Below are 18,384 nucleotides of genomic sequence, written 5' to 3' on the forward strand. Positions count from 1 at the left end.
AAGGTGTTCTCCAGGCCCACAGGCGCAAATTAAATTTCGTCAGGCGTACGCAGGTTGGTGACGGCAATACGTTCACCACGTTTACGCTCGCGCTCAGATTGCATGTTCGCGCGGTAGACACCCTGATCGCCAACAACCCATGAAAGCGGACGACGCTCTTTACCGATAGACTCCTGCAGCAGCATCAGCGCCTGCATATAGGCTTCTGGACGCGGCGGGCAGCCCGGGATGTAAACATCCACCGGAATGAACTTATCAACGCCCTGCACAACGGAATAAATGTCGTACATGCCGCCAGAGTTTGCACATGCGCCCATGGAAATAACCCATTTTGGCTCCAGCATCTGGTCATAAAGACGCTGAATAACAGGTGCCATCTTGGTAAAGCAGGTACCGGCTACCACCATCAGGTCAGCCTGACGCGGGGATGCACGCAGTACCTCGGCGCCAAAACGCGCAACGTCATGCACCGCAGTGAATGACGTCACCATTTCAACGTAGCAGCAAGAAAGGCCAAAGTTGTAGGGCCAGATAGAGTTCTTACGACCCCAGTTGACCATATCGTGCATGGCATGTTCGAGTTTGCCCATGTACACGCTTTTGTTGACTTCTTGCTCCAGGGGGTCGGTTACGATCTCCTGTTTTTGCAGGGGGTAACGGTCATTCTCACCGTTAGGATCTATGCGGGTGAGCGTATAATCCATCTTATTGCCTCGCTGTTACTGCTGACGATTAGAGATACTGTTTTCCGGGTTGATGTGTTCACGACGTGAACGCACAGGCGTCCAGTCAAGCGCGCCAATACGCACCAGATAAACCAGACCGGCCAGTAACACTAAAATGAAAATTGCGGCCTCGACAAAGCCCACCCAACCACTTTCGCGGATGGAGGTCGACCATGCGAACAGGTAGAGCGCTTCCACGTCGAAGATGACGAAGAACATCGCTACCAGATAGAACTTGGCAGACAGGCGTAAGCGAGCGGAACCTACTGAATCAATACCTGATTCGAAAGGTGTGTTTTTGTGCCTTGCACGGGCGCGACCGCCCAGGAACCAGCCGCCGACTAACATCAGGCAGCACAGGCCAATGGCTACAATAAGAAAGATTGCGAATGCCCAGTGATGAGCGATGACTTCTGTGGATGTTGACATACTCATTGCTTACTCATCAAAAGTGATACCGACGACACTGCTCTTGCTGGCAGATAGGCATCACATCGATTCATGGGGAGGAACAAATAACCTTACACTAACTGTCTGAAATGAGACGTAGACAGCAAAATGATGGGGTTTTTTACTCCTTTCTATAACCTTTTGTCAACTTTAACAAAGGTTTCTTCACATTAAATTACATCGAGCGATTCTCATTAACATTTGGTGCCCTTTAACCCTGGTGGGTACATGACTTTCCGTCAAATGCAGGTTGTTGAATCGTGTCCGTTTTGGAAGTAAAAAAAATAACCCTCCTATTTTGACAGGATTTGCCAACGATTCCTCCCCCCAAATAGGAGTATTTTCTTGATCTGAGACACGCTTTTGTTAATTCAACCAAAAAACCAGCAACATATTTGCTGTTTTTTTAACATCGTTAGGTTATGGATGAAGTTAGAACTGAAAACGAACAGAATTTAAGCAAAAGCATTTATGACATTGATAAATAGACCCTATTTATGAAGCCCCTTCTTCAAACAGGGATAATATTGACAAAAAAAAGCCACTGCGTGCGAAAACGACACGAGTGGCTTTTTTTTACACTTACATTTTGTTACCAGAATTTTGAGCGTTTGATCACTCAAAGTCACCTTCAACGATAAGGGAATCATCCCCTCCTTCGGAGGTAACATGCTCGTACTGCCACGGGTTATGGTAGTTTTCCATCGCCTCGAACACCACTTTCGCCAGCTCGTTATGACTGGACGCATTATGGCAAAGCAGATACTCAGTATCTGGCAGCGCAGGAAGACCATCAGATTTACCGAGAACGCGCAGGTCAGGGCTCATCATCTCCACCGGACGGGCCGTTACGCCAAGTCCTGCTTTGACGGCGGCACGCACCGCAGGCAGCGTGGACGCTACATACGCCAGACGCCATGGAATATTGGCTTCATTTAATGCCGTCAGCACCATATCGCGGAAAGGGCTCGGATCGTCCAGTAAAACCAGTGGAACGGGCTCCCCTTTTTGCAACACATATTCAGCCGCGCAATACCAGTGCGTTGGCGATCTGCGCAACGTCAGGCAATCAAACTGCCCGGGACGATGCGTGGTGACCACCAGATCGACCTTATTCTCATTTAACATCTCAACCATAAAAGCATTGCGCTTGACGCTCACATCCAGCGCAAGTTTCGGATAAACCGAACTAATTCGGTTGAGAAGAAACGGTAATATTGTATCCGCTGACTCATCAGATGCCCCTAAGGTTAACACCCCCTGAAGGTTGCTAAACATAAGTGACATACATGCTTCATCATTAAAGCGAAGAATTTTCCTGGCATAACCCAGTAGCTGAATACCGTGTTCCGTTAAGAGCTTATTGCGTCCGTGACGGGCAAAAAGCTCTTTACCGACCAGTTGCTCCAGCCGCTGCATTTGCTGGCTAACGGCGGACTGAGTTCGGCAGACGGCGGCAGCAGCTGCTGCAAAAGTGTTGAGATCGGCGACCGCAACAAACGTTCTCAGCAGATCGAGGTCGAGATTCATTATCGGACGATTTGCATTTATCATATCTATTCACTTTCAGGTTGCTCGTGCGGAGCTGCCCGGGTTGAAGCTGTGTGTGTAACAGTTAAGCAATTCCCTCTGAAGATTTTCCCTCGCATCCCGGCCCGGCAGACTGCCTGACAGATAGTTATTGTGCTGCTTTATATCAACAGTCAGAAAGCACGTTTCATGACGATATTTTTATTCTCTTAAACGTTCAGGATATTTAGATGTTCGCAGGTTTATGTAAATTACATTAAAGGCGTGACACCTTTTCTGCCATCTTTATCGCAGCGCTGTCAACGTAGCAGGAGATGTTTTACACATTCCAGCCAGAGATAACTCTAACAATAACAATCAATTAAATCGGAAAACCAGTTTCAGATATACAACATTTGGGTATCTTTCATCTGCTTTACCTAAAGACATCTTAACCCAAATCCACTTTATTTATAAGTCTTATTGCAATATTAAGGAGTAAAGCGCTTTGTTAAGCTTCTCAACTAATTTTATTAAAATTAACTAAAGTTGCATTTTGTTGGTTAATAATAAATAAATTTTAATTTCGATTAAGGTCATTCATTAATAACACTTAACATTATTTTCACATGAGTAACTTTTAGCCGCTGCAGGCTATTACTGCAAGATTTTTTCAACACTCAGGTTTTACGAAAAGTCACGCAGAGTGACTTCTGTCTCTCCTCTACGGGTCATTTATTTTACACCGGGATAATATCCATTTTTTACAATGATTTTCAGCACAATCACCCTTAACCAGCGCATTTGACCTTACGTTACGACAGTAAAATCGTCAACAAACAGCAAAAAAGATTCACCAGAATTTCACAACATGCACAAAATCTTCTACTGCACACCCTTCAAAACGAAGCGTGGGGGGAGTACATTATTCCGTGCTGACTTCCACGGCAGGGAGTGGCAATAATAGCGAAAAGGTTAAAGGTTCATGTCCCCTATCGAAAAATCCAGCAAGCTAGATAACGTCTGTTATGACATCCGTGGCCCGGTTCTGAAAGAGGCAAAACGCCTTGAGGAAGAAGGCAATAAGGTTCTGAAGCTCAACATTGGTAACCCTGCGCCATTTGGTTTTGAAGCGCCGGATGAGATTCTGGTTGATGTGATCCGCAACCTGCCCACAGCGCAAGGCTATTGCGACTCAAAAGGACTTTATTCCGCACGTAAAGCCATTATGCAGCACTACCAGGCTCGCGGCATGCGTGACGTTACCGTAGAAGATATCTACATTGGCAACGGTGTATCTGAACTGATCGTCCAGGCCATGCAGGCGCTGCTGAACAGTGGTGACGAAATGCTGGTTCCCGCGCCAGACTATCCGCTGTGGACGGCTGCCGTATCACTGTCCAGCGGTAAAGCTGTCCATTATCTTTGCGACGAATCCTCTGACTGGTTCCCGGATCTGGATGATATTCGCGCGAAGATTACCCCTCGCACGCGCGGCATCGTAATTATCAACCCGAACAACCCGACGGGCGCGGTCTACTCAAAAGAGCTGTTGATGGAGATCGTTGAGATCGCCCGCCAGCACAACCTGATCATTTTTGCCGACGAAATTTACGACAAGATCCTCTATGACGCGGCGCAACACCACTCCATTGCCGCGCTGGCCCCAGACCTGTTGACCGTTACCTTTAACGGCCTGTCTAAAACCTACCGTGTGGCCGGTTTCCGCCAGGGCTGGATGGTACTCAACGGCCCGAAAAAGCACGCCAAAGGCTATATTGAAGGGCTGGAAATGCTGGCGTCTATGCGTCTTTGCGCCAACGTGCCGGCACAACATGCAATCCAGACCGCGCTCGGTGGCTATCAGAGCATCAGCGAGTTTATCGTCCCTGGAGGCCGCCTGTACGAACAGCGTAACCGCGCGTGGGAGCTGATCAACGATATCCCGGGCGTCTCCTGCGTGAAGCCAAATGGGGCGCTCTATATGTTCCCGAAAATCGACGCGAAGCGCTTCAATATTCACGACGATCAGAAGATGGTGCTCGATTTCCTGTTGCAGGAAAAAGTGCTGCTGGTTCAGGGGACGGCATTTAACTGGCCGTGGCCGGACCATGTGCGTATCGTGACGCTGCCGCGCGAGGACGATCTCGAAATGGCTATCAGCCGCTTCGGGCGATTCCTCTCAGGTTATCATCAGTAACGTAGCCATTCTGCCGGGTAGCGCTGCGCTTACCCGGCCTACAAAATCCGCAAATTTGCATCTTGCCTCCCCTCCCCGCACAATGAAGTCCTGTCGCAGTGAAGACAAAAGGTAACCTATGAGTCAGAGTCATTTCTTTGCCCACCTCTCCCGCCTGAAACTCATCAACCGCTGGCCGCTGATGCGCAACGTGCGAACAGAGAACGTATCAGAGCACAGTCTTCAGGTTGCCATGGTCGCGCACGCGCTGGCCGCCATTAAAAACCGCAAATTTAACGGGCAGGTGAATGCCGAGCGCATCGCATTGCTGGCGATGTACCACGACGCGTCAGAAGTGTTAACCGGTGATCTGCCGACGCCGGTGAAATATTTCAACTCACAGATTGCGCAGGAATATAAGGCCATTGAGAAAATCGCCCAGCAGAAGTTGATCGACATGGTGCCGGAGGAGCTGCGCGATATCTTTGAACCGCTCATCGACGAGCATCAGTATACGGAAGATGAAAAGTCGCTGGTCAAACAGGCCGACGCGCTGTGCGCCTATCTGAAGTGTCTTGAAGAGTTGTCTGCGGGCAATAACGAGTTTTTACTGGCGAAAACGCGTCTGGAAAAAACGCTGGCATCCCGCCGCAGCGAAGAGATGGACTACTTCATGCAGGTGTTTGTGCCGAGCTTCCATTTATCGCTGGATGAGATTAGCCAGGATTCACCGTTGTAATTTTAGCCGGGTGGCGGCTTCGCCTTACCCGGCCTACGTTTCTGCGCTCACGCTAAAACGGGAATAAAACCGGAATTAACACCACGCACACCACCATCACCAGCACGGTGAATGGCACGCCAATCTTTACAAAATCACTGAATTTATAATTTCCTGGCCCCAGCACCAGCGTATTGACCGGGGATGAAACCGGCGTCATAAATGCCGCGGAAGCCGCCATCGCCACCATCATCGCAAACGGGTAGGGTGACACGCCCATGGATTTCGCCATCGCCAGCGCAATGGGTGCCATCAGCACCGCCGTGGCGGTATTGGAGATAAACAACCCGATCGTGGCGCACATAATGAACAGGCACACCATCATCAAATACGGTCCGTACCCGCCGCCCATGTCCATGAGCCCTTTAACGATTAAATCTACCCCGCCGGTTTTTTGCAGCGCGAGGGCAAAAGGCATCATCCCCACGATAAGAATGATGCTCGGCCAGTGAATGGCTTTATAAGCGCTCTCGGCGTCGATACAGCGGAATTTCCCCATCAGCAGACAGGCAATGATGGCGGCTATGGGGTTTGGAATTTCATCGGTCAGCATCAGCGCGACCATCAGCACCAGACAAAAAATCGCGTGCGGCGCCTGGCTGTGCGCCGGAGACGCATCGCTCTCCTCAACCGGCATGTTGAGCACCACAAAATCACGCCCTTTTTGCCCGAGTTGGCTAATCAACTTCCAGTTTCCCACCACAAGGAAGATATCCCCCAGTAGGATCGGTTCATCCACGACGGCCCCTTCCATCGCCACGCCGTCGCGCTTCAGCCCCACGACGTTCAGGCCATACCGGGTGCGGAACCCCATTTCGCGCACGGTTTTACCCAACAGTTCGGACTCGGGGATCAGCGAGACTTCAGCCATACCGACATCCAGCGCCTGATCGGAGAAATACTCCCCACGCAGCACCATTGGCTCCAGCAGTTGTTCGCTGCAGAACTCGCGCAAATCCACATCCGCACTGGACATATCGATCAGCAGGACGTCACGCGCCCGAAATTCCGATACGCCATTGACGTTGACGATCACCCGGCGAAAACGGCGCCAGCGTTCCACGCCGATCACGTTCGCCCCATAGCGCTCGCGCAGTTTCAGGTCGTCAAGACGCTGGCCGACCATCGGCGAGCCGGGGCGAATGGCCAGACGCCGTGCCCGCCCGGTGAGGCGGTACTCTTTGATGAGATCGCGAAAAGTGCGCCGCTTCCACCCGTCTTTGTTTCTGTCCTGGTTCTCGCCTTTCAGGGCAAAACGGGTCAGCAGCATATAGACCACGCCCATCGCCAGAATCACCAGACCCAACGGGGTGACGCTGAAAAAGCTGAAGCCCTGAAAACCTTCCCGCAGCAGCTCACTGTTGACGACCAGGTTTGGCGGCGTCGCCACCAGCGTCATCATACCGCTTATCAAACCGGCAAAACTCAGAGGCATCATCAGTCGCGACGGCGAGCTTTGCATCCGCATGGAGACGCTCAGTACCACCGGGATAAAAATAGCGACCACGCCCGTTGAGCTCATAAACGCCCCCAGCCCGGCAACCGTCAGCATCAGATAGATCAGCATTTTGGTTTCACTGCTGCCGGCCACTTTAACCAGCCACGCGCCCATGATGGTCGCCACACCGGTGCGCACCAGGCCGTCGCCAATAATAAACAAGGCGGCAATCAGGATAACGTTAGGATCGCTGAACCCGGAGAAAGCTTCCGGTAGCGTAAGCGTGCCGCTCAGCACAAACGCGACGATGACAAACAGGGCAACGGCATCCATGCGCACCTTGCCTGTGGCGAAGAGAATAATGGCGATTAAAAGCAGGCTCAGGACCCAAATCAGTTCACCGTTCACAACCTATCCTTGTCAGTGGAAGATGAGGAATTTTGCCATAAAAAAGCCCCAGCAACGTGGGGCTAAATCATGGGATTACATTTTTAGCGAGACGGTTACAACGCCATCGGGCGCCTTAGACACCGCCAGTGCCGTCAGGGAATCCAGCACAAAGTCCGCCTCACTCAGCCGGGGAGACCCCGCCGGAACGTTAACGGCAATGACGTGACTCCCGGCGTTCAGCCCGGCCAGCACGCCGGCCGCCGCGTCTTCCACTACCACGCACTCAGCGGGAACGAGGCCCAACAGTTCAGCGCCAAGCAGAAACGCGTCCGGCTCTGGCTTGCCGCGCTTAACGCGCTCAGCGGTAATGAACACCTCGGGCTTCGGTAAACCGGCCGCTTTGTGACGGGCATGCGCGACCGGAACAGAGCCGGAGGTGACGATAGCCCACGGGATCTGCGCTTCGTTAAGATGTTCAAGCAGTTCGCGTGCGCCAGGCAGTGCAGTGATACCCTCCGTATCGGTGGCCTCAATCTGCTCCAGGTATGTGAACTCCGCCTGAATCTCCTCCTCAGAACGCCCCGCTAAGAAGTGCCGCAATGAGGTTATGGCCTGCTTGCCATGGATGAAATTCAGTACGTCCTGATGGTCGATACCCTGTCTGTCAGCCCAATGGCACCATGAACGCTCCACAACCGGCAGCGAATCCACCAGCGTACCGTCCAGATCAAACAGAAAACCTCTACACTGCACACGCACCTCCGTCAGGCATTAATGATTTGTTGAATTTCGTTGCTGCTTAAATGGTACTGACGCGAGCAGGCGTGCCACGCGCTCAGCATGCGCTGGTATTTATCCCACATTGGGGTCTGCGCGTTAAAGCCGTGGGTACCCGCATCGAAGTGGGTATAACGCCCTTCGGTATTCACCATAAAGCGGACATAGCTCAGATAACGCGCTTCCGTCGCTGCATCAAAGCCTAAGAAGGTGACACGGCGCTCGTCAATGGACTGCTGATCTTTGAGATTAGTCCAGGAAACATGCAGGGCGTGGTACATCTCCATAATGTCGATCACGATGCGGCAGGTTTCTTCTTTCAGCTCACCAAACTCGCGGTCCAGTTCGCGCATTTGCAAACCAAACCCCCGTTCGACGATAGTCTGCAGGCGGCTGTAGCGCGCAGCGTTATCGGGATCAAGCATTGTCATCATTTTGTACTGGTTAGACAAAATCAGACGTTGAGCATGGGTCATTTCCATCTTTCGACTCCTGTAGCGCATTGCACTGTAAAAAAAAGACACGGTAACGGTTTGTTACTGTGCCTTTTTTTGTTAGTCGTTTCGATGATCAATCACAAGTCATCGAGGAATGTTTTATCCAACTGCTTAAAAGCGCGCTTTAACGTATCCGCCAGCGCCTGGTAATCCGGCTTGCCTTCAACCGGAGCAAGCGCCTGCCCGGCCTCCTCCAGTTTTCCACGGACTTCATAAAACCAGTGTAAAATAGAAGGTGGCAGTGGCGTGATGGACCGTTTTCCTAACCACCACAGCCCCTGCATCGGCAGGCTTAACGCAAAGAGTGCTGTCGCCACGGCCGGGCCAAGCTGTCCGCCTAACGCTATTTGCCAGCACAGGGTAAAAATGGCGACAGGGGGCATAAAGCGAATCGCGTAGCGCGTGGCGCGGATGGTGCGATTCTCAATAAACATTGGCGCAAGGCGCTTTTCCATCGGCCACGTCTTTGCGTAATGCTGTCCCCGACGAAACAGACTGAAGAAATTCACGGTAGGGGTTTCGGGTGTCGACATGGCTGTACCTCAACTTCACGTATAAAAATTAAAATTTTTGTGCAAAACCACAACAGGCTATGACAACGTTCAAAATATTTTGTCATCGCTACCCCGTATCGGGTATCCTGTGCCAGCCTGATTGGGCCATAGACGAGAATCATTCACTCGTCAAATTATCGCACATTATGCCATTGGCTGAAAATTGTGCAAAATGGCATAAAATCATAGTTATTTCTTCCATCATGCCACAATGTTCGTTTGGCATGATGTTAATCATAAATGTCCGAGTCATCATGCGTTACGCTGTTAGACTCACTGACGTTTTTTTAGCCACGTATCAATAATAGGTACTTCCATGTCGAGTAAGTTAGTACTGGTTCTGAACTGCGGTAGCTCCTCACTGAAATTCGCCATCATCGATGCGCTCAACGGTGACGAGTACCTCTCTGGTTTGGCCGAATGTTTCCATCTGCCTGAAGCACGTATCAAGTGGAAGATGGACGGCAGCAAACAAGAAGCGGCTTTAGGTGCAGGCGCCGCTCACAGTGAAGCGCTGAACTTTATCGTTAACACTATTCTGGCACAAAAACCAGAACTGTCTGCTCAGCTGACTGCGATTGGTCACCGTATCGTCCACGGCGGCGAAAAATACACCAGTTCCGTCGTGATCGACGAATCTGTTATCCAGGGCATCAAAGATTCTGCTTCTTTTGCTCCGCTGCACAACCCGGCGCACCTGATCGGTATCGCTGAAGCGCTGAAATCCTTCCCGAATCTGAAAGACAAAAACGTGGCCGTGTTCGACACCGCGTTCCATCAGACCATGCCGGAAGAGTCTTACCTCTATGCCCTGCCATACAGCCTGTACAAAGAGCACGGCGTACGTCGTTACGGCGCGCACGGCACCAGCCACTTCTTTGTGACTCAGGAAGCCGCAAAAATCCTGAACAAACCTGTTGAAGAAGTGAACATCATCACCTGCCATCTGGGCAACGGTGGTTCTGTTTCTGCTATCCGCAACGGTAAATGTGTTGATACCTCCATGGGTCTGACCCCTCTGGAAGGTCTGGTGATGGGTACCCGTTCCGGTGACATCGACCCGGCGATCATCTTCCACCTGCACGACACTCTGGGCATGAGCGTTGACGACATCAACAAAATGCTGACTAAAGAGTCTGGCCTGCTGGGTCTGACCGAAGTCACCAGCGACTGCCGCTATGTTGAAGACAACTACGCAGAGAAAGCAGACGCTAAACGTGCAATGGACGTTTACTGCCACCGTCTGGCGAAATACATCGGTTCTTACACTGCGCTGATGGACGGTCGTCTGGACGCGGTTATCTTCACCGGTGGTATCGGTGAGAACGCGGCTATGGTTCGTGAACTGTCTCTGGGCAAACTCGGCGTTCTGGGCTTCGACGTTGATCACGAGCGTAACCTGGCTGCGCGTTTCGGCAAGTCTGGCTTCATCAACAAAGAAGGCACCCGTCCGGCTATCGTTATCCCAACTAACGAAGAGCTGGTCATCGCGCAAGACGCACACCGCCTGACTGCCTGATTCCACACCGCCAGCAATGCTGGCGGTGCTGTTTTGTAACCCGCCCCGTGTCGGCGGTAACGAAAGAGGATAAACCGTGTCCCGTACTATTATGCTGATCCCTACCGGAACCAGCGTCGGCCTGACCAGCGTCAGCCTTGGCGTAATCCGTGCTATGGAACGCAAAGGCGTTCGTTTGAGCGTCTTTAAGCCAATCGCCCAGCCTCGTGCCGGTGGCGATGCGCCTGACCAGACCACCACCATCGTTCGCAAAAACTCCAATCTGCCTGCGGCTGAACCGCTGAAGATGAGTCACGTTGAGTCGCTGCTCTCCAGCAACCAAAAAGACGTTTTGATGGAAGAGATCATCGCCAACTACCATGCAAATGCGCAGGACGCAGAAGTGGTGCTGGTTGAAGGTCTGGTCCCGACGCGCAAACACCAGTTTGCTCAGTCTCTGAACTTTGAAATCGCGAAAACCCTGAACGCAGAGATCGTTTTCGTCATGTCCCAGGGCACTGATACCCCGGAACAGCTGAACGAGCGTATCGAACTGACACGCAGCAGCTTCGGCGGCACGAAAAACACCAACATCACCGGCGTGATCGTGAACAAACTGAACGCCCCGGTTGACGATCAGGGCCGTACTCGCCCAGACCTGTCTGAGATCTTCGACGACTCTTCCAAAGCGAAGGTCGTCAAAGTTGATCCGGCTAAACTGCAGGATTCCAGCCCGCTGCCTGTTCTCGGCGCGGTACCCTGGAGCTTCGATCTGATTGCCACCCGTGCAATCGATATGGCGCGTCACCTGAACGCGACCATCGTCAACGAAGGCGATATCAATACCCGCCGCGTGAAGTCCGTGACCTTCTGTGCGCGTAGCATTCCGCACATGCTGGAACACTTCCGCGCAGGTTCCCTGCTGGTAACGTCTGCCGATCGTCCTGACGTGCTGGTTGCAGCGTGTCTGGCGGCGATGAACGGCGTAGAGATCGGTGCCATCCTGCTGACCGGCGCTTACGAGATGGACCCACGCGTGAGCAAGCTGTGCGAACGCGCGTTTGCCACTGGCCTGCCGGTCTTCATGGTGAATACCAACACCTGGCAGACCTCCCTGAGCCTGCAGAGCTTCAACCTGGAAGTGCCGGTTGATGACCACGAGCGTATCGAGAAAGTTCAGGAATACGTTGCAGGTTACATCAACGCAGACTGGATCGAATCCCTGACCGCGACCTCCGAGCGCAGCCGCCGTCTGTCTCCTCCTGCATTCCGTTACCAGCTGACCGAGCTGGCGCGTAAAGCGGGCAAACGCGTTGTTCTGCCAGAAGGTGACGAGCCACGTACCGTTAAAGCGGCGGCTATCTGTGCAGAGCGCGGCATCGCGACCTGTGTGCTGCTGGGTAACCCGGATGAGATCAACCGCGTTGCGGCGTCTCAGGGCGTTGAGCTGGGTGCGGGCATCGAAATCGTTGACCCTGAAGTGGTTCGTGAAAGCTACGTTGCCCGTCTGGTTGAACTGCGTAAGAGCAAGGGCATGACCGAAGCCGTTGCGCGCGAGCAGCTGGAAGACAACGTGGTGCTGGGTACGCTGATGCTGGAGCAGGACGAAGTTGACGGTCTGGTTTCCGGTGCAGTTCACACCACCGCAAACACCATCCGTCCACCGCTGCAGCTGATCAAAACCGCACCGGGCAGTTCTCTGGTCTCCTCCGTGTTCTTCATGCTGCTGCCTGAACAGGTTTATGTTTACGGCGACTGCGCGATCAACCCGGATCCAACCGCAGAGCAGCTGGCTGAGATCGCTATTCAGTCCGCAGATTCCGCGACTGCCTTCGGCATCGAGCCGCGCGTTGCGATGCTCTCCTACTCCACCGGTACTTCTGGTGCAGGTAGCGACGTAGAGAAAGTGCGTGAAGCGACCCGTATTGCTCAGGAAAAACGTCCGGATCTGATGATCGACGGCCCGCTGCAGTACGACGCCGCCGTGATGGCTGACGTGGCAAAATCCAAAGCGCCGAACTCTCCGGTTGCAGGTCGCGCTACCGTGTTCATCTTCCCGGATCTGAACACCGGTAACACCACCTATAAAGCGGTACAGCGTTCAGCAGACCTGATCTCCATCGGGCCAATGCTGCAGGGTATGCGCAAACCTGTGAACGACCTGTCCCGTGGTGCGCTGGTTGACGATATCGTCTATACCATCGCGCTGACGGCGATCCAGTCTTCGCAGCAGCAGTAATTGTAAGGTCTTGCCGGATGGCGCTTCGCTTATCCGGCCTACAGGACCGTAGGCCCGGTAAGCGCTAGCGCCACCGGGCAACAAAAAGGCGACCACAAAGGGTCGCCTTTTTTATTACAGCAGCTCTCGCGCCGCCGACACGATGTCATGTGCCGTCAGGCCGTACTCCTTCTGCAGGAAGTCCTGCGTCCCCACCTGACCGTAACGCTCTTTCACCCCCACGCGTCGCATTGGCACCGGGCAGGTTTCCACCAGCACTTCCGCCACCGCCGAGCCAAGACCGTTGTGAATGCTGTGGTTTTCACAGGTCACGATGCGCCCGGTTTTCTCAGCGTAGTTTTTCACCAGCATTCGGTCGATGGGCTTCAGGGTGAACAAATCAATAACCGCTGCACTGACCCCCTCCTGCTCCAGCTGACGCGCCGCCTCCAGCGCTTCCGCTACCATAATGCCATTGGCGATAAGCGTAATATCGCTTCCCTCACGCAGCACGTTGCCTTTGCCGATGGTGAAGGTTGAGCCCGGCGCATACACGCTCGGCGCCTGCTTACGGATGGTGCGTACCCAGTAGAAGCCTTCCAGATCGATAAGCTGGCGCAGCACATCGTCAAACATCACCGCGTCGGTCACCTCCAGCACCACCGAGTGCGCCAGACCGCGCACGATGCCCATATCCTCGAACGACATATGCGTCCCGCCGTTGTGACAGGCCGTCACGCCAGCATCCGAGGCTATCACCTTCACGTTGTTACGCTGATAGTCCAGGGACATAAACAGCTGGTCGAAGCAGCGTCGGCTGGCAAACGCGGTGAACGTATGCACGAACGGTTTGCGACCGGTGAGCGACAGCCCGGCAGCTGTACCGATCACGTTGGCCTCCATGATGCCGCAGTTAATCACGTGCTGCGGATAATCGCGCGCCACGCCGTCCATCGCCATCGAACTCATCAGGTCCGCTTCCAGGGCGATAATCTCGCTTTCGGCCTCAATCTGCTGTGCCACGAAGCCCGCGTAGACCTTACGCATCTCAACGGCGTCTTTCTGTCCTGCCGGTGCAACCTTAATCATGTGAAGCCTCCAGTTGGCGAATCGTCTCGTTGAGGGCCGCTTTGCTCTCCGCGGTCAATCGCAGGTGGTGCGAATTGCTGAGCTGTTCGAGATACGGCACCCCCTGCCCTTTAATGCTGTCGAGGATCACCACCTGCGGGCGGGCGTCTTTCGCCGGCACGCGCGACGTCACGTCCAGCAGCGCCGGAATGTCATCTCCCTTCACGGTCACCACGTCAAAACCAAAGGCACGGAATTTCCCTTCGAGGTCAAACGCGCAAATGATTTCATCCAGTTCGCCATCCAGCTGCTGTTTGTTCCAGTCGACGAATACCGTCAGATTGTTCAGACGATGGTGGGCAATAAACTGGAAGGCTTCCCAGCACTGTCCCTCGTTCAGCTCACCATCACCGACAATGCAGAAAACCCGATTCGGTCGCCCCGCGAGCTTGTGCGATAGCGCCATCCCGCCGGCAATAGAAATCCCCTGCCCCAGCGAACCGGTGGTCGCATCCACGCCGCGTGTTTTCAGGCGATCCGGATGGCTCGGCAGGCGCGTACCGTTCTGGTTCAGGGTGCTCAGTTCCTCCACCGGGAAGTAGCCCTTGATCGCCAGCGTGCTGTACAGCGCCGGGCCCGCATGGCCCTTTGACAGGACAAAATAATCTCGCTCTGGCCAGTCCGGATCTGCCGGGTCGATTTTCATCACCGCGCCGTACAGCACGGCCAACGTTTCGACCACCGACATGCTGCCGCCGTAGTGTCCAAATCCGAGCTGCGTCAGCGATTTCAGCGTCTCAAGGCGAATCTGGCGCGCCAGCTCGGTTATCTCATTCTCATTCATGATTTGGCTCCGGTATTTTCCTGCGCGTTACCGCCCGCAGGTTTGTTTTTCGCAAACAGGTTGTAGGCCACCAGCAGCGCGAACAGCGCCACGACCAGCCCGGTGATGGCAAGCGGTGACAGGAAGCGCGCCAGGTTACCGAGCACAATCCCCACCGCGCCGAAATCGGCGTCCGAGAAGGTGGTGTTAGCAAAGCCAATCGCGCCCAGCACCGGCAGCAGCAGAACCGGCAGGAAGGTAATCAGCAGACCATTGGCGAAGGCGCCTATCATTGCCCCGCGACGTCCGCCGGTGGCATTACCGAACACGCCCGCCGTTGCACCGGTAAAGAAGTGCGGCACGACGCCCGGGAGGATCAGCACCCAGCTGAACTGCCCGCAGATGAACAACCCGACAATTCCCCCGAGGAAGCTGAACAGGAAGCCAATCAGCACGGCATTTGGCGCATAGGGGTAGACCACCGGGCAGTCCAGCGCGGGGCGTGCGTTCGGCACCAGTTTTTCAGAGAAGCCGGTAAAGGCCGGGACGATTTCCGCCAGAATCAGGCGCACGCCCTGCAGGATGATGAAAACGCCCGCCGCGAAGGTGATCGCCATGATAATGGCGTAAACCAGGTAGTTCTGACCGCCGCTGAAGGTGGCTTCGACGTACTCCCGCCCGGCGCTCACCGCCATGATCAGGTAGATAATCATCATCGTCAGGGAGATAGAGATCGAACTGTCGCGCAGGAAGCTCAGGTTCTTCGGCAGGTTCATCTCTTCGGTTGAACGAGAGCCTTTGCCGACCTTGCTGCCAATCCAGCCGGACAGCACGTAGCCCAGGGTGCCGAAGTGGCCGAAGGCGATCTCATCGTTACCGGTGATGCGCTTCATGTAACGCTGCGCAATGGCCGGGAAGAAAGCCATAATCAGGCCGAGGATCAGCGATCCGGTAAAGACCAGCCCTACCCCCTCAAAGCCCGCCACGGTGAGAATTACGCCAATCATGCACGCCATGTAAAACGTGTGGTGCCCGGTCAGGAAGATGTACTTCAGACGGGTAAAGCGCGCGACGATAATATTCGCCACCATCCCAAACGCCATTATCAGCGCGGTAGAGGCACCGTATTTTTCCAGCGCAATCGAAACAATCGCTTCATTATTGGGAATGATGCCCTGAATATTAAAGGCGTGCTCGAACATACCCCCCAATGGATTTAATGACCCCACCAGCACCGTGGCGCCACCGCCCAGCACAATAAAACCAAGAATCGTTTTAATGGTTCCCTTCACCACATCTGAAAACGCTTTTTTCTGCGCAACCAGACCGATCAAGGCAATTAATCCGACCAACACCGAAGGGACTTTTAAAATATCAACAACGAAATTCAGCGTTTCAAGGATAAACATATCCACCTCGCCTTATCAGGATTATTGTCTTTCGAACCAGGCGCGCAGTTGCGCTTCAAGTTCGTTGATATCAATGATGTTATTGATCACCACCAGTTGGCTTTCCGGTACGCTGGCGCTGGCGGCAATATCTTTTGCCATCACGAACAGGTCAGCCGCGCCCGGCGTGGCGGAGGAGAGATCGGAGTGTTCAACCTCGGCGTCAATTTCCAGCTTTTTGAGCACCTTTTTAATGTTCATTTCGACCATAAAACTGCTGCCCAGGCCAGACCCACAAATAGCCATGATTTTCATTGTTGTCCCCTTTTATGAGTAGAGCACGCCCCATCACGCTGGCGCGTAATGTTGTGAATAATCGGATTAAAGAATTAAATCAGAAGCGGTCAATAATGGTTTTAATGTCCTCTAGGGTATTAGCCTGATGTAATTTTTCCATATCTTCGTCGCTGGAAAATAACTCTGCCAGCGATGAGATCATCTCGATATGGCTATGTTTGTCCGGTGCCGCGAGCATAATAATGACATCGACAGGGTCAAACTCCCCGGCACCAAAAGAGACACCCTGTTTTAGTTTTAGTAATGACAACCCCAGTCCTTTGGCGCCTTCTTCCGGCCGCGCATGCGGCATGGCCAGCCCTGGTGCCAGCACATAATACGGTCCTAAAGCATGGTGCTGCTGAATGATTGCCGTCACGTATTCCGGTTCAATCACCTGCAGCTCCAGTAACGGTTTCGCGCATATCTCCAGCGCCTGAGGCCAGCTTTCAACGCTCTCCTGAAGCGTGATGGTTGTATCATATATCCACTTTTTGAGCACTTTTCACTCCGTCGTCACGCCAAAGATGAGCAAACTTTATTCAACCCATCAATCCTTGACTGCGATCCCGGTCACAAAGATAGCGCTACCAACGATTAACATGCAGAAGTGTGATAGCGCTATCAAAATGCCATCATCGTGTGAAATCACAGCAAAAAAAGGGATTTAAGGCGTATACTGCCTGTCACCTGGAGTGAAGGAAATAAGAACGCGTCTGGTCAGCAGGAAGGTGTATGTCTTTAACCCGAAAACGGCGCAGTACCGGAAAAGTCACGCTCGCGGATGTCGCACAGCTTGCCGGAGTTGGCACGATGACCGTCTCCCGTGCGCTCCGCACGCCGGAACAGGTTTCCGATAAACTGCGTGAAAAAATTGAAGCTGCGGTGCAGGAACTGGGTTATATGCCCAATCTCGCCGCCAGCGCACTGGCATCGGCGTCGTCATGGACGATCGCAATGGTTGTTCCTAATCTTTCCGAAGCTGGGTGTTCAGAGATGTTTGCCGGGCTACAGCAGGTGCTTCAGCCTGCCGGATACCAGATCATGCTGGCCGAGTCTCAGCATCGTCTTGAACAGGAGGAAAAGCTGCTGGAAACGCTGCTGGCGTCAAATATTGCCGCCGCGATCCTGCTCAGCGTGGAGCATACCGACACCGTTCGCCACTGGCTGAAAAATGCCTCCATCCCGGTGATGGAGATGGGTGCTATGCGCGCCGACCCGATTGATATGAATATCGGGATTGATAACGTGGCGGCCATGTATGAGCTAACAGAAATGGTTATTAAGCGCGGCTACCAGAATATCGGCCTGCTGTGCGCCAACCAGGAACAGTGGATTTTTCAACAGCATTTACAGGGCTGGTACAAAGCGATGCTGCGCCATCATCTGTCGCCGAACCGGGTAATTAACGCCGCCATGCCGCCGAGCTTCTCGACCGGTGCGGCGCAGCTGCCTGAGTTTCTGCTGGCGTGGCCGGAGCTGGATGCGCTGGTATGCGTTTCAGACGAACTGGCCTGCGGTGCGCTGTATGAGTGTCAGCGTCGGCGAATCAAAGTGCCGGACGATCTTGCCGTCGTAGGCTTTGGGGATAGCGACGTCAGCCGCGTCTGTCAGCCGCCGCTGACGACCATGGCGGTACCGCATCGAAAGATTGGAATTGAGGCCGGGAAAGCGTTACTGGAACGTCTGAATGATGGAGACTGGCGCGACCATAAACCTATCGCGTCCAGCCTGTGTCTGCGGGAAAGCTGTTAAG

17 protein-coding genes are annotated in these 18,384 nt (G+C 53.5%); 5 read left to right on the forward strand and 12 right to left on the reverse strand.

Annotated elements, in window-relative coordinates; genetic code table 11:
• Positions 1–29: 29 nt before the first annotated feature.
• The 3 genes from nuoB to lrhA all read right to left on the reverse strand — a co-directional run bounded on the left by nuoB (position 30) and on the right by lrhA (position 2,729).
• A complete protein-coding gene (gene nuoB, locus AAER43_RS15900; protein WP_003861482.1) occupies positions 30–704 on the reverse strand; it encodes an NADH-quinone oxidoreductase subunit NuoB in 675 nt (224 codons plus the stop codon).
• Positions 705–719: 15 nt separating this feature from the next.
• On the reverse strand, positions 720–1,160 hold the full coding sequence (gene nuoA, locus AAER43_RS15905) for an NADH-quinone oxidoreductase subunit NuoA (RefSeq protein ID WP_014071109.1): 441 nt from the start codon (positions 1,158–1,160) through the stop codon (positions 720–722).
• Between the two features lie 630 nt (positions 1,161–1,790).
• Entirely contained in the window at positions 1,791–2,729 is a 939-nt protein-coding gene (gene lrhA, locus AAER43_RS15910) for a transcriptional regulator LrhA (RefSeq protein WP_014884638.1), read from the reverse strand.
• 940 nt (positions 2,730–3,669) lie between these two features.
• Between lrhA and alaA the strand changes: the two genes are divergently transcribed.
• On the forward strand, positions 3,670–4,884 hold the full coding sequence (alaA, locus tag AAER43_RS15915; protein WP_003861471.1) for an alanine transaminase AlaA: 1,215 nt from the start codon (positions 3,670–3,672) through the stop codon (positions 4,882–4,884).
• Positions 4,885–5,002: 118 nt separating this feature from the next.
• Entirely contained in the window at positions 5,003–5,602 is a 600-nt protein-coding gene (yfbR, locus tag AAER43_RS15920; RefSeq protein WP_023330968.1) for a 5'-deoxynucleotidase, read from the forward strand.
• A gap of 52 nt (positions 5,603–5,654) precedes the next feature.
• On the opposite strand, the gene AAER43_RS15925 is transcribed toward yfbR, so the two are convergent.
• The 4 genes from AAER43_RS15925 to yfbV form a co-directional block, all read right to left on the reverse strand.
• Positions 5,655–7,487, reverse strand: coding sequence for an SLC13 family permease (locus tag AAER43_RS15925; RefSeq protein WP_050862925.1), 1,833 nt, complete (start codon positions 7,485–7,487; stop codon positions 5,655–5,657).
• A 75-nt stretch (positions 7,488–7,562) separates the two neighbouring features.
• On the reverse strand, positions 7,563–8,222 hold the full coding sequence (locus AAER43_RS15930) for a sugar phosphatase (RefSeq protein ID WP_050862926.1): 660 nt from the start codon (positions 8,220–8,222) through the stop codon (positions 7,563–7,565).
• A gap of 11 nt (positions 8,223–8,233) precedes the next feature.
• On the reverse strand, positions 8,234–8,728 hold the full coding sequence (locus tag AAER43_RS15935) for a YfbU family protein (RefSeq protein WP_050862927.1): 495 nt from the start codon (positions 8,726–8,728) through the stop codon (positions 8,234–8,236).
• Between the two features lie 92 nt (positions 8,729–8,820).
• Positions 8,821–9,276 (reverse strand): terminus macrodomain insulation protein YfbV, encoded by a 456-nt coding sequence (gene yfbV, locus AAER43_RS15940; protein ID WP_014884642.1) that lies wholly within the window; start codon positions 9,274–9,276, stop codon positions 8,821–8,823.
• A gap of 337 nt (positions 9,277–9,613) precedes the next feature.
• Between yfbV and ackA the strand changes: the two genes are divergently transcribed.
• Both ackA and pta read left to right on the forward strand, forming a co-directional pair.
• Positions 9,614–10,816 carry an acetate kinase gene (gene ackA, locus AAER43_RS15945; protein ID WP_014884643.1) on the forward strand — a complete coding sequence of 401 codons (1,203 nt, stop codon included), beginning with the start codon at positions 9,614–9,616 and terminating at the stop codon, positions 10,814–10,816.
• A 76-nt stretch (positions 10,817–10,892) separates the two neighbouring features.
• On the forward strand, positions 10,893–13,034 hold the full coding sequence (gene pta / locus AAER43_RS15950) for a phosphate acetyltransferase (protein ID WP_023330971.1): 2,142 nt from the start codon (positions 10,893–10,895) through the stop codon (positions 13,032–13,034).
• 114 nt (positions 13,035–13,148) lie between these two features.
• Here pta and AAER43_RS15955 read toward each other — a convergent pair whose 3' ends face one another.
• The 5 genes from AAER43_RS15955 to AAER43_RS15975 form a co-directional block, all read right to left on the reverse strand.
• Positions 13,149–14,102: a transketolase family protein gene (locus tag AAER43_RS15955; protein WP_050862928.1), complete on the reverse strand. Its 954-nt coding sequence runs from the start codon at positions 14,100–14,102 to the stop codon at positions 13,149–13,151.
• Positions 14,095–14,925: a transketolase gene (locus tag AAER43_RS15960; protein ID WP_023338574.1), complete on the reverse strand. Its 831-nt coding sequence runs from the start codon at positions 14,923–14,925 to the stop codon at positions 14,095–14,097. Before AAER43_RS15960 ends, AAER43_RS15955 begins: the two co-directional genes overlap by 8 nt.
• Positions 14,922–16,313: a PTS ascorbate transporter subunit IIC gene (locus AAER43_RS15965; protein WP_014884647.1), complete on the reverse strand. Its 1,392-nt coding sequence runs from the start codon at positions 16,311–16,313 to the stop codon at positions 14,922–14,924. The genes AAER43_RS15960 and AAER43_RS15965 overlap by 4 nt, the downstream gene beginning before the upstream one ends.
• A 21-nt stretch (positions 16,314–16,334) precedes the next feature.
• Positions 16,335–16,607, reverse strand: coding sequence for a PTS sugar transporter subunit IIB (locus AAER43_RS15970; RefSeq protein WP_014884648.1), 273 nt, complete (start codon positions 16,605–16,607; stop codon positions 16,335–16,337).
• Between the two features lie 79 nt (positions 16,608–16,686).
• On the reverse strand, positions 16,687–17,130 hold the full coding sequence (locus AAER43_RS15975) for a PTS sugar transporter subunit IIA (protein WP_014884649.1): 444 nt from the start codon (positions 17,128–17,130) through the stop codon (positions 16,687–16,689).
• Between the two features lie 233 nt (positions 17,131–17,363).
• Between AAER43_RS15975 and AAER43_RS15980 the strand changes: the two genes are divergently transcribed.
• Positions 17,364–18,383, forward strand: coding sequence for a LacI family DNA-binding transcriptional regulator (locus tag AAER43_RS15980; RefSeq protein ID WP_014884650.1), 1,020 nt, complete (start codon positions 17,364–17,366; stop codon positions 18,381–18,383).
• Position 18,384: the final 1 nt, after the last annotated feature.

Source organism: Enterobacter sp. FUJ80071 (genome assembly GCF_038739915.1).
GTDB lineage: Bacteria > Pseudomonadota > Gammaproteobacteria > Enterobacterales > Enterobacteriaceae > Enterobacter > Enterobacter kobei.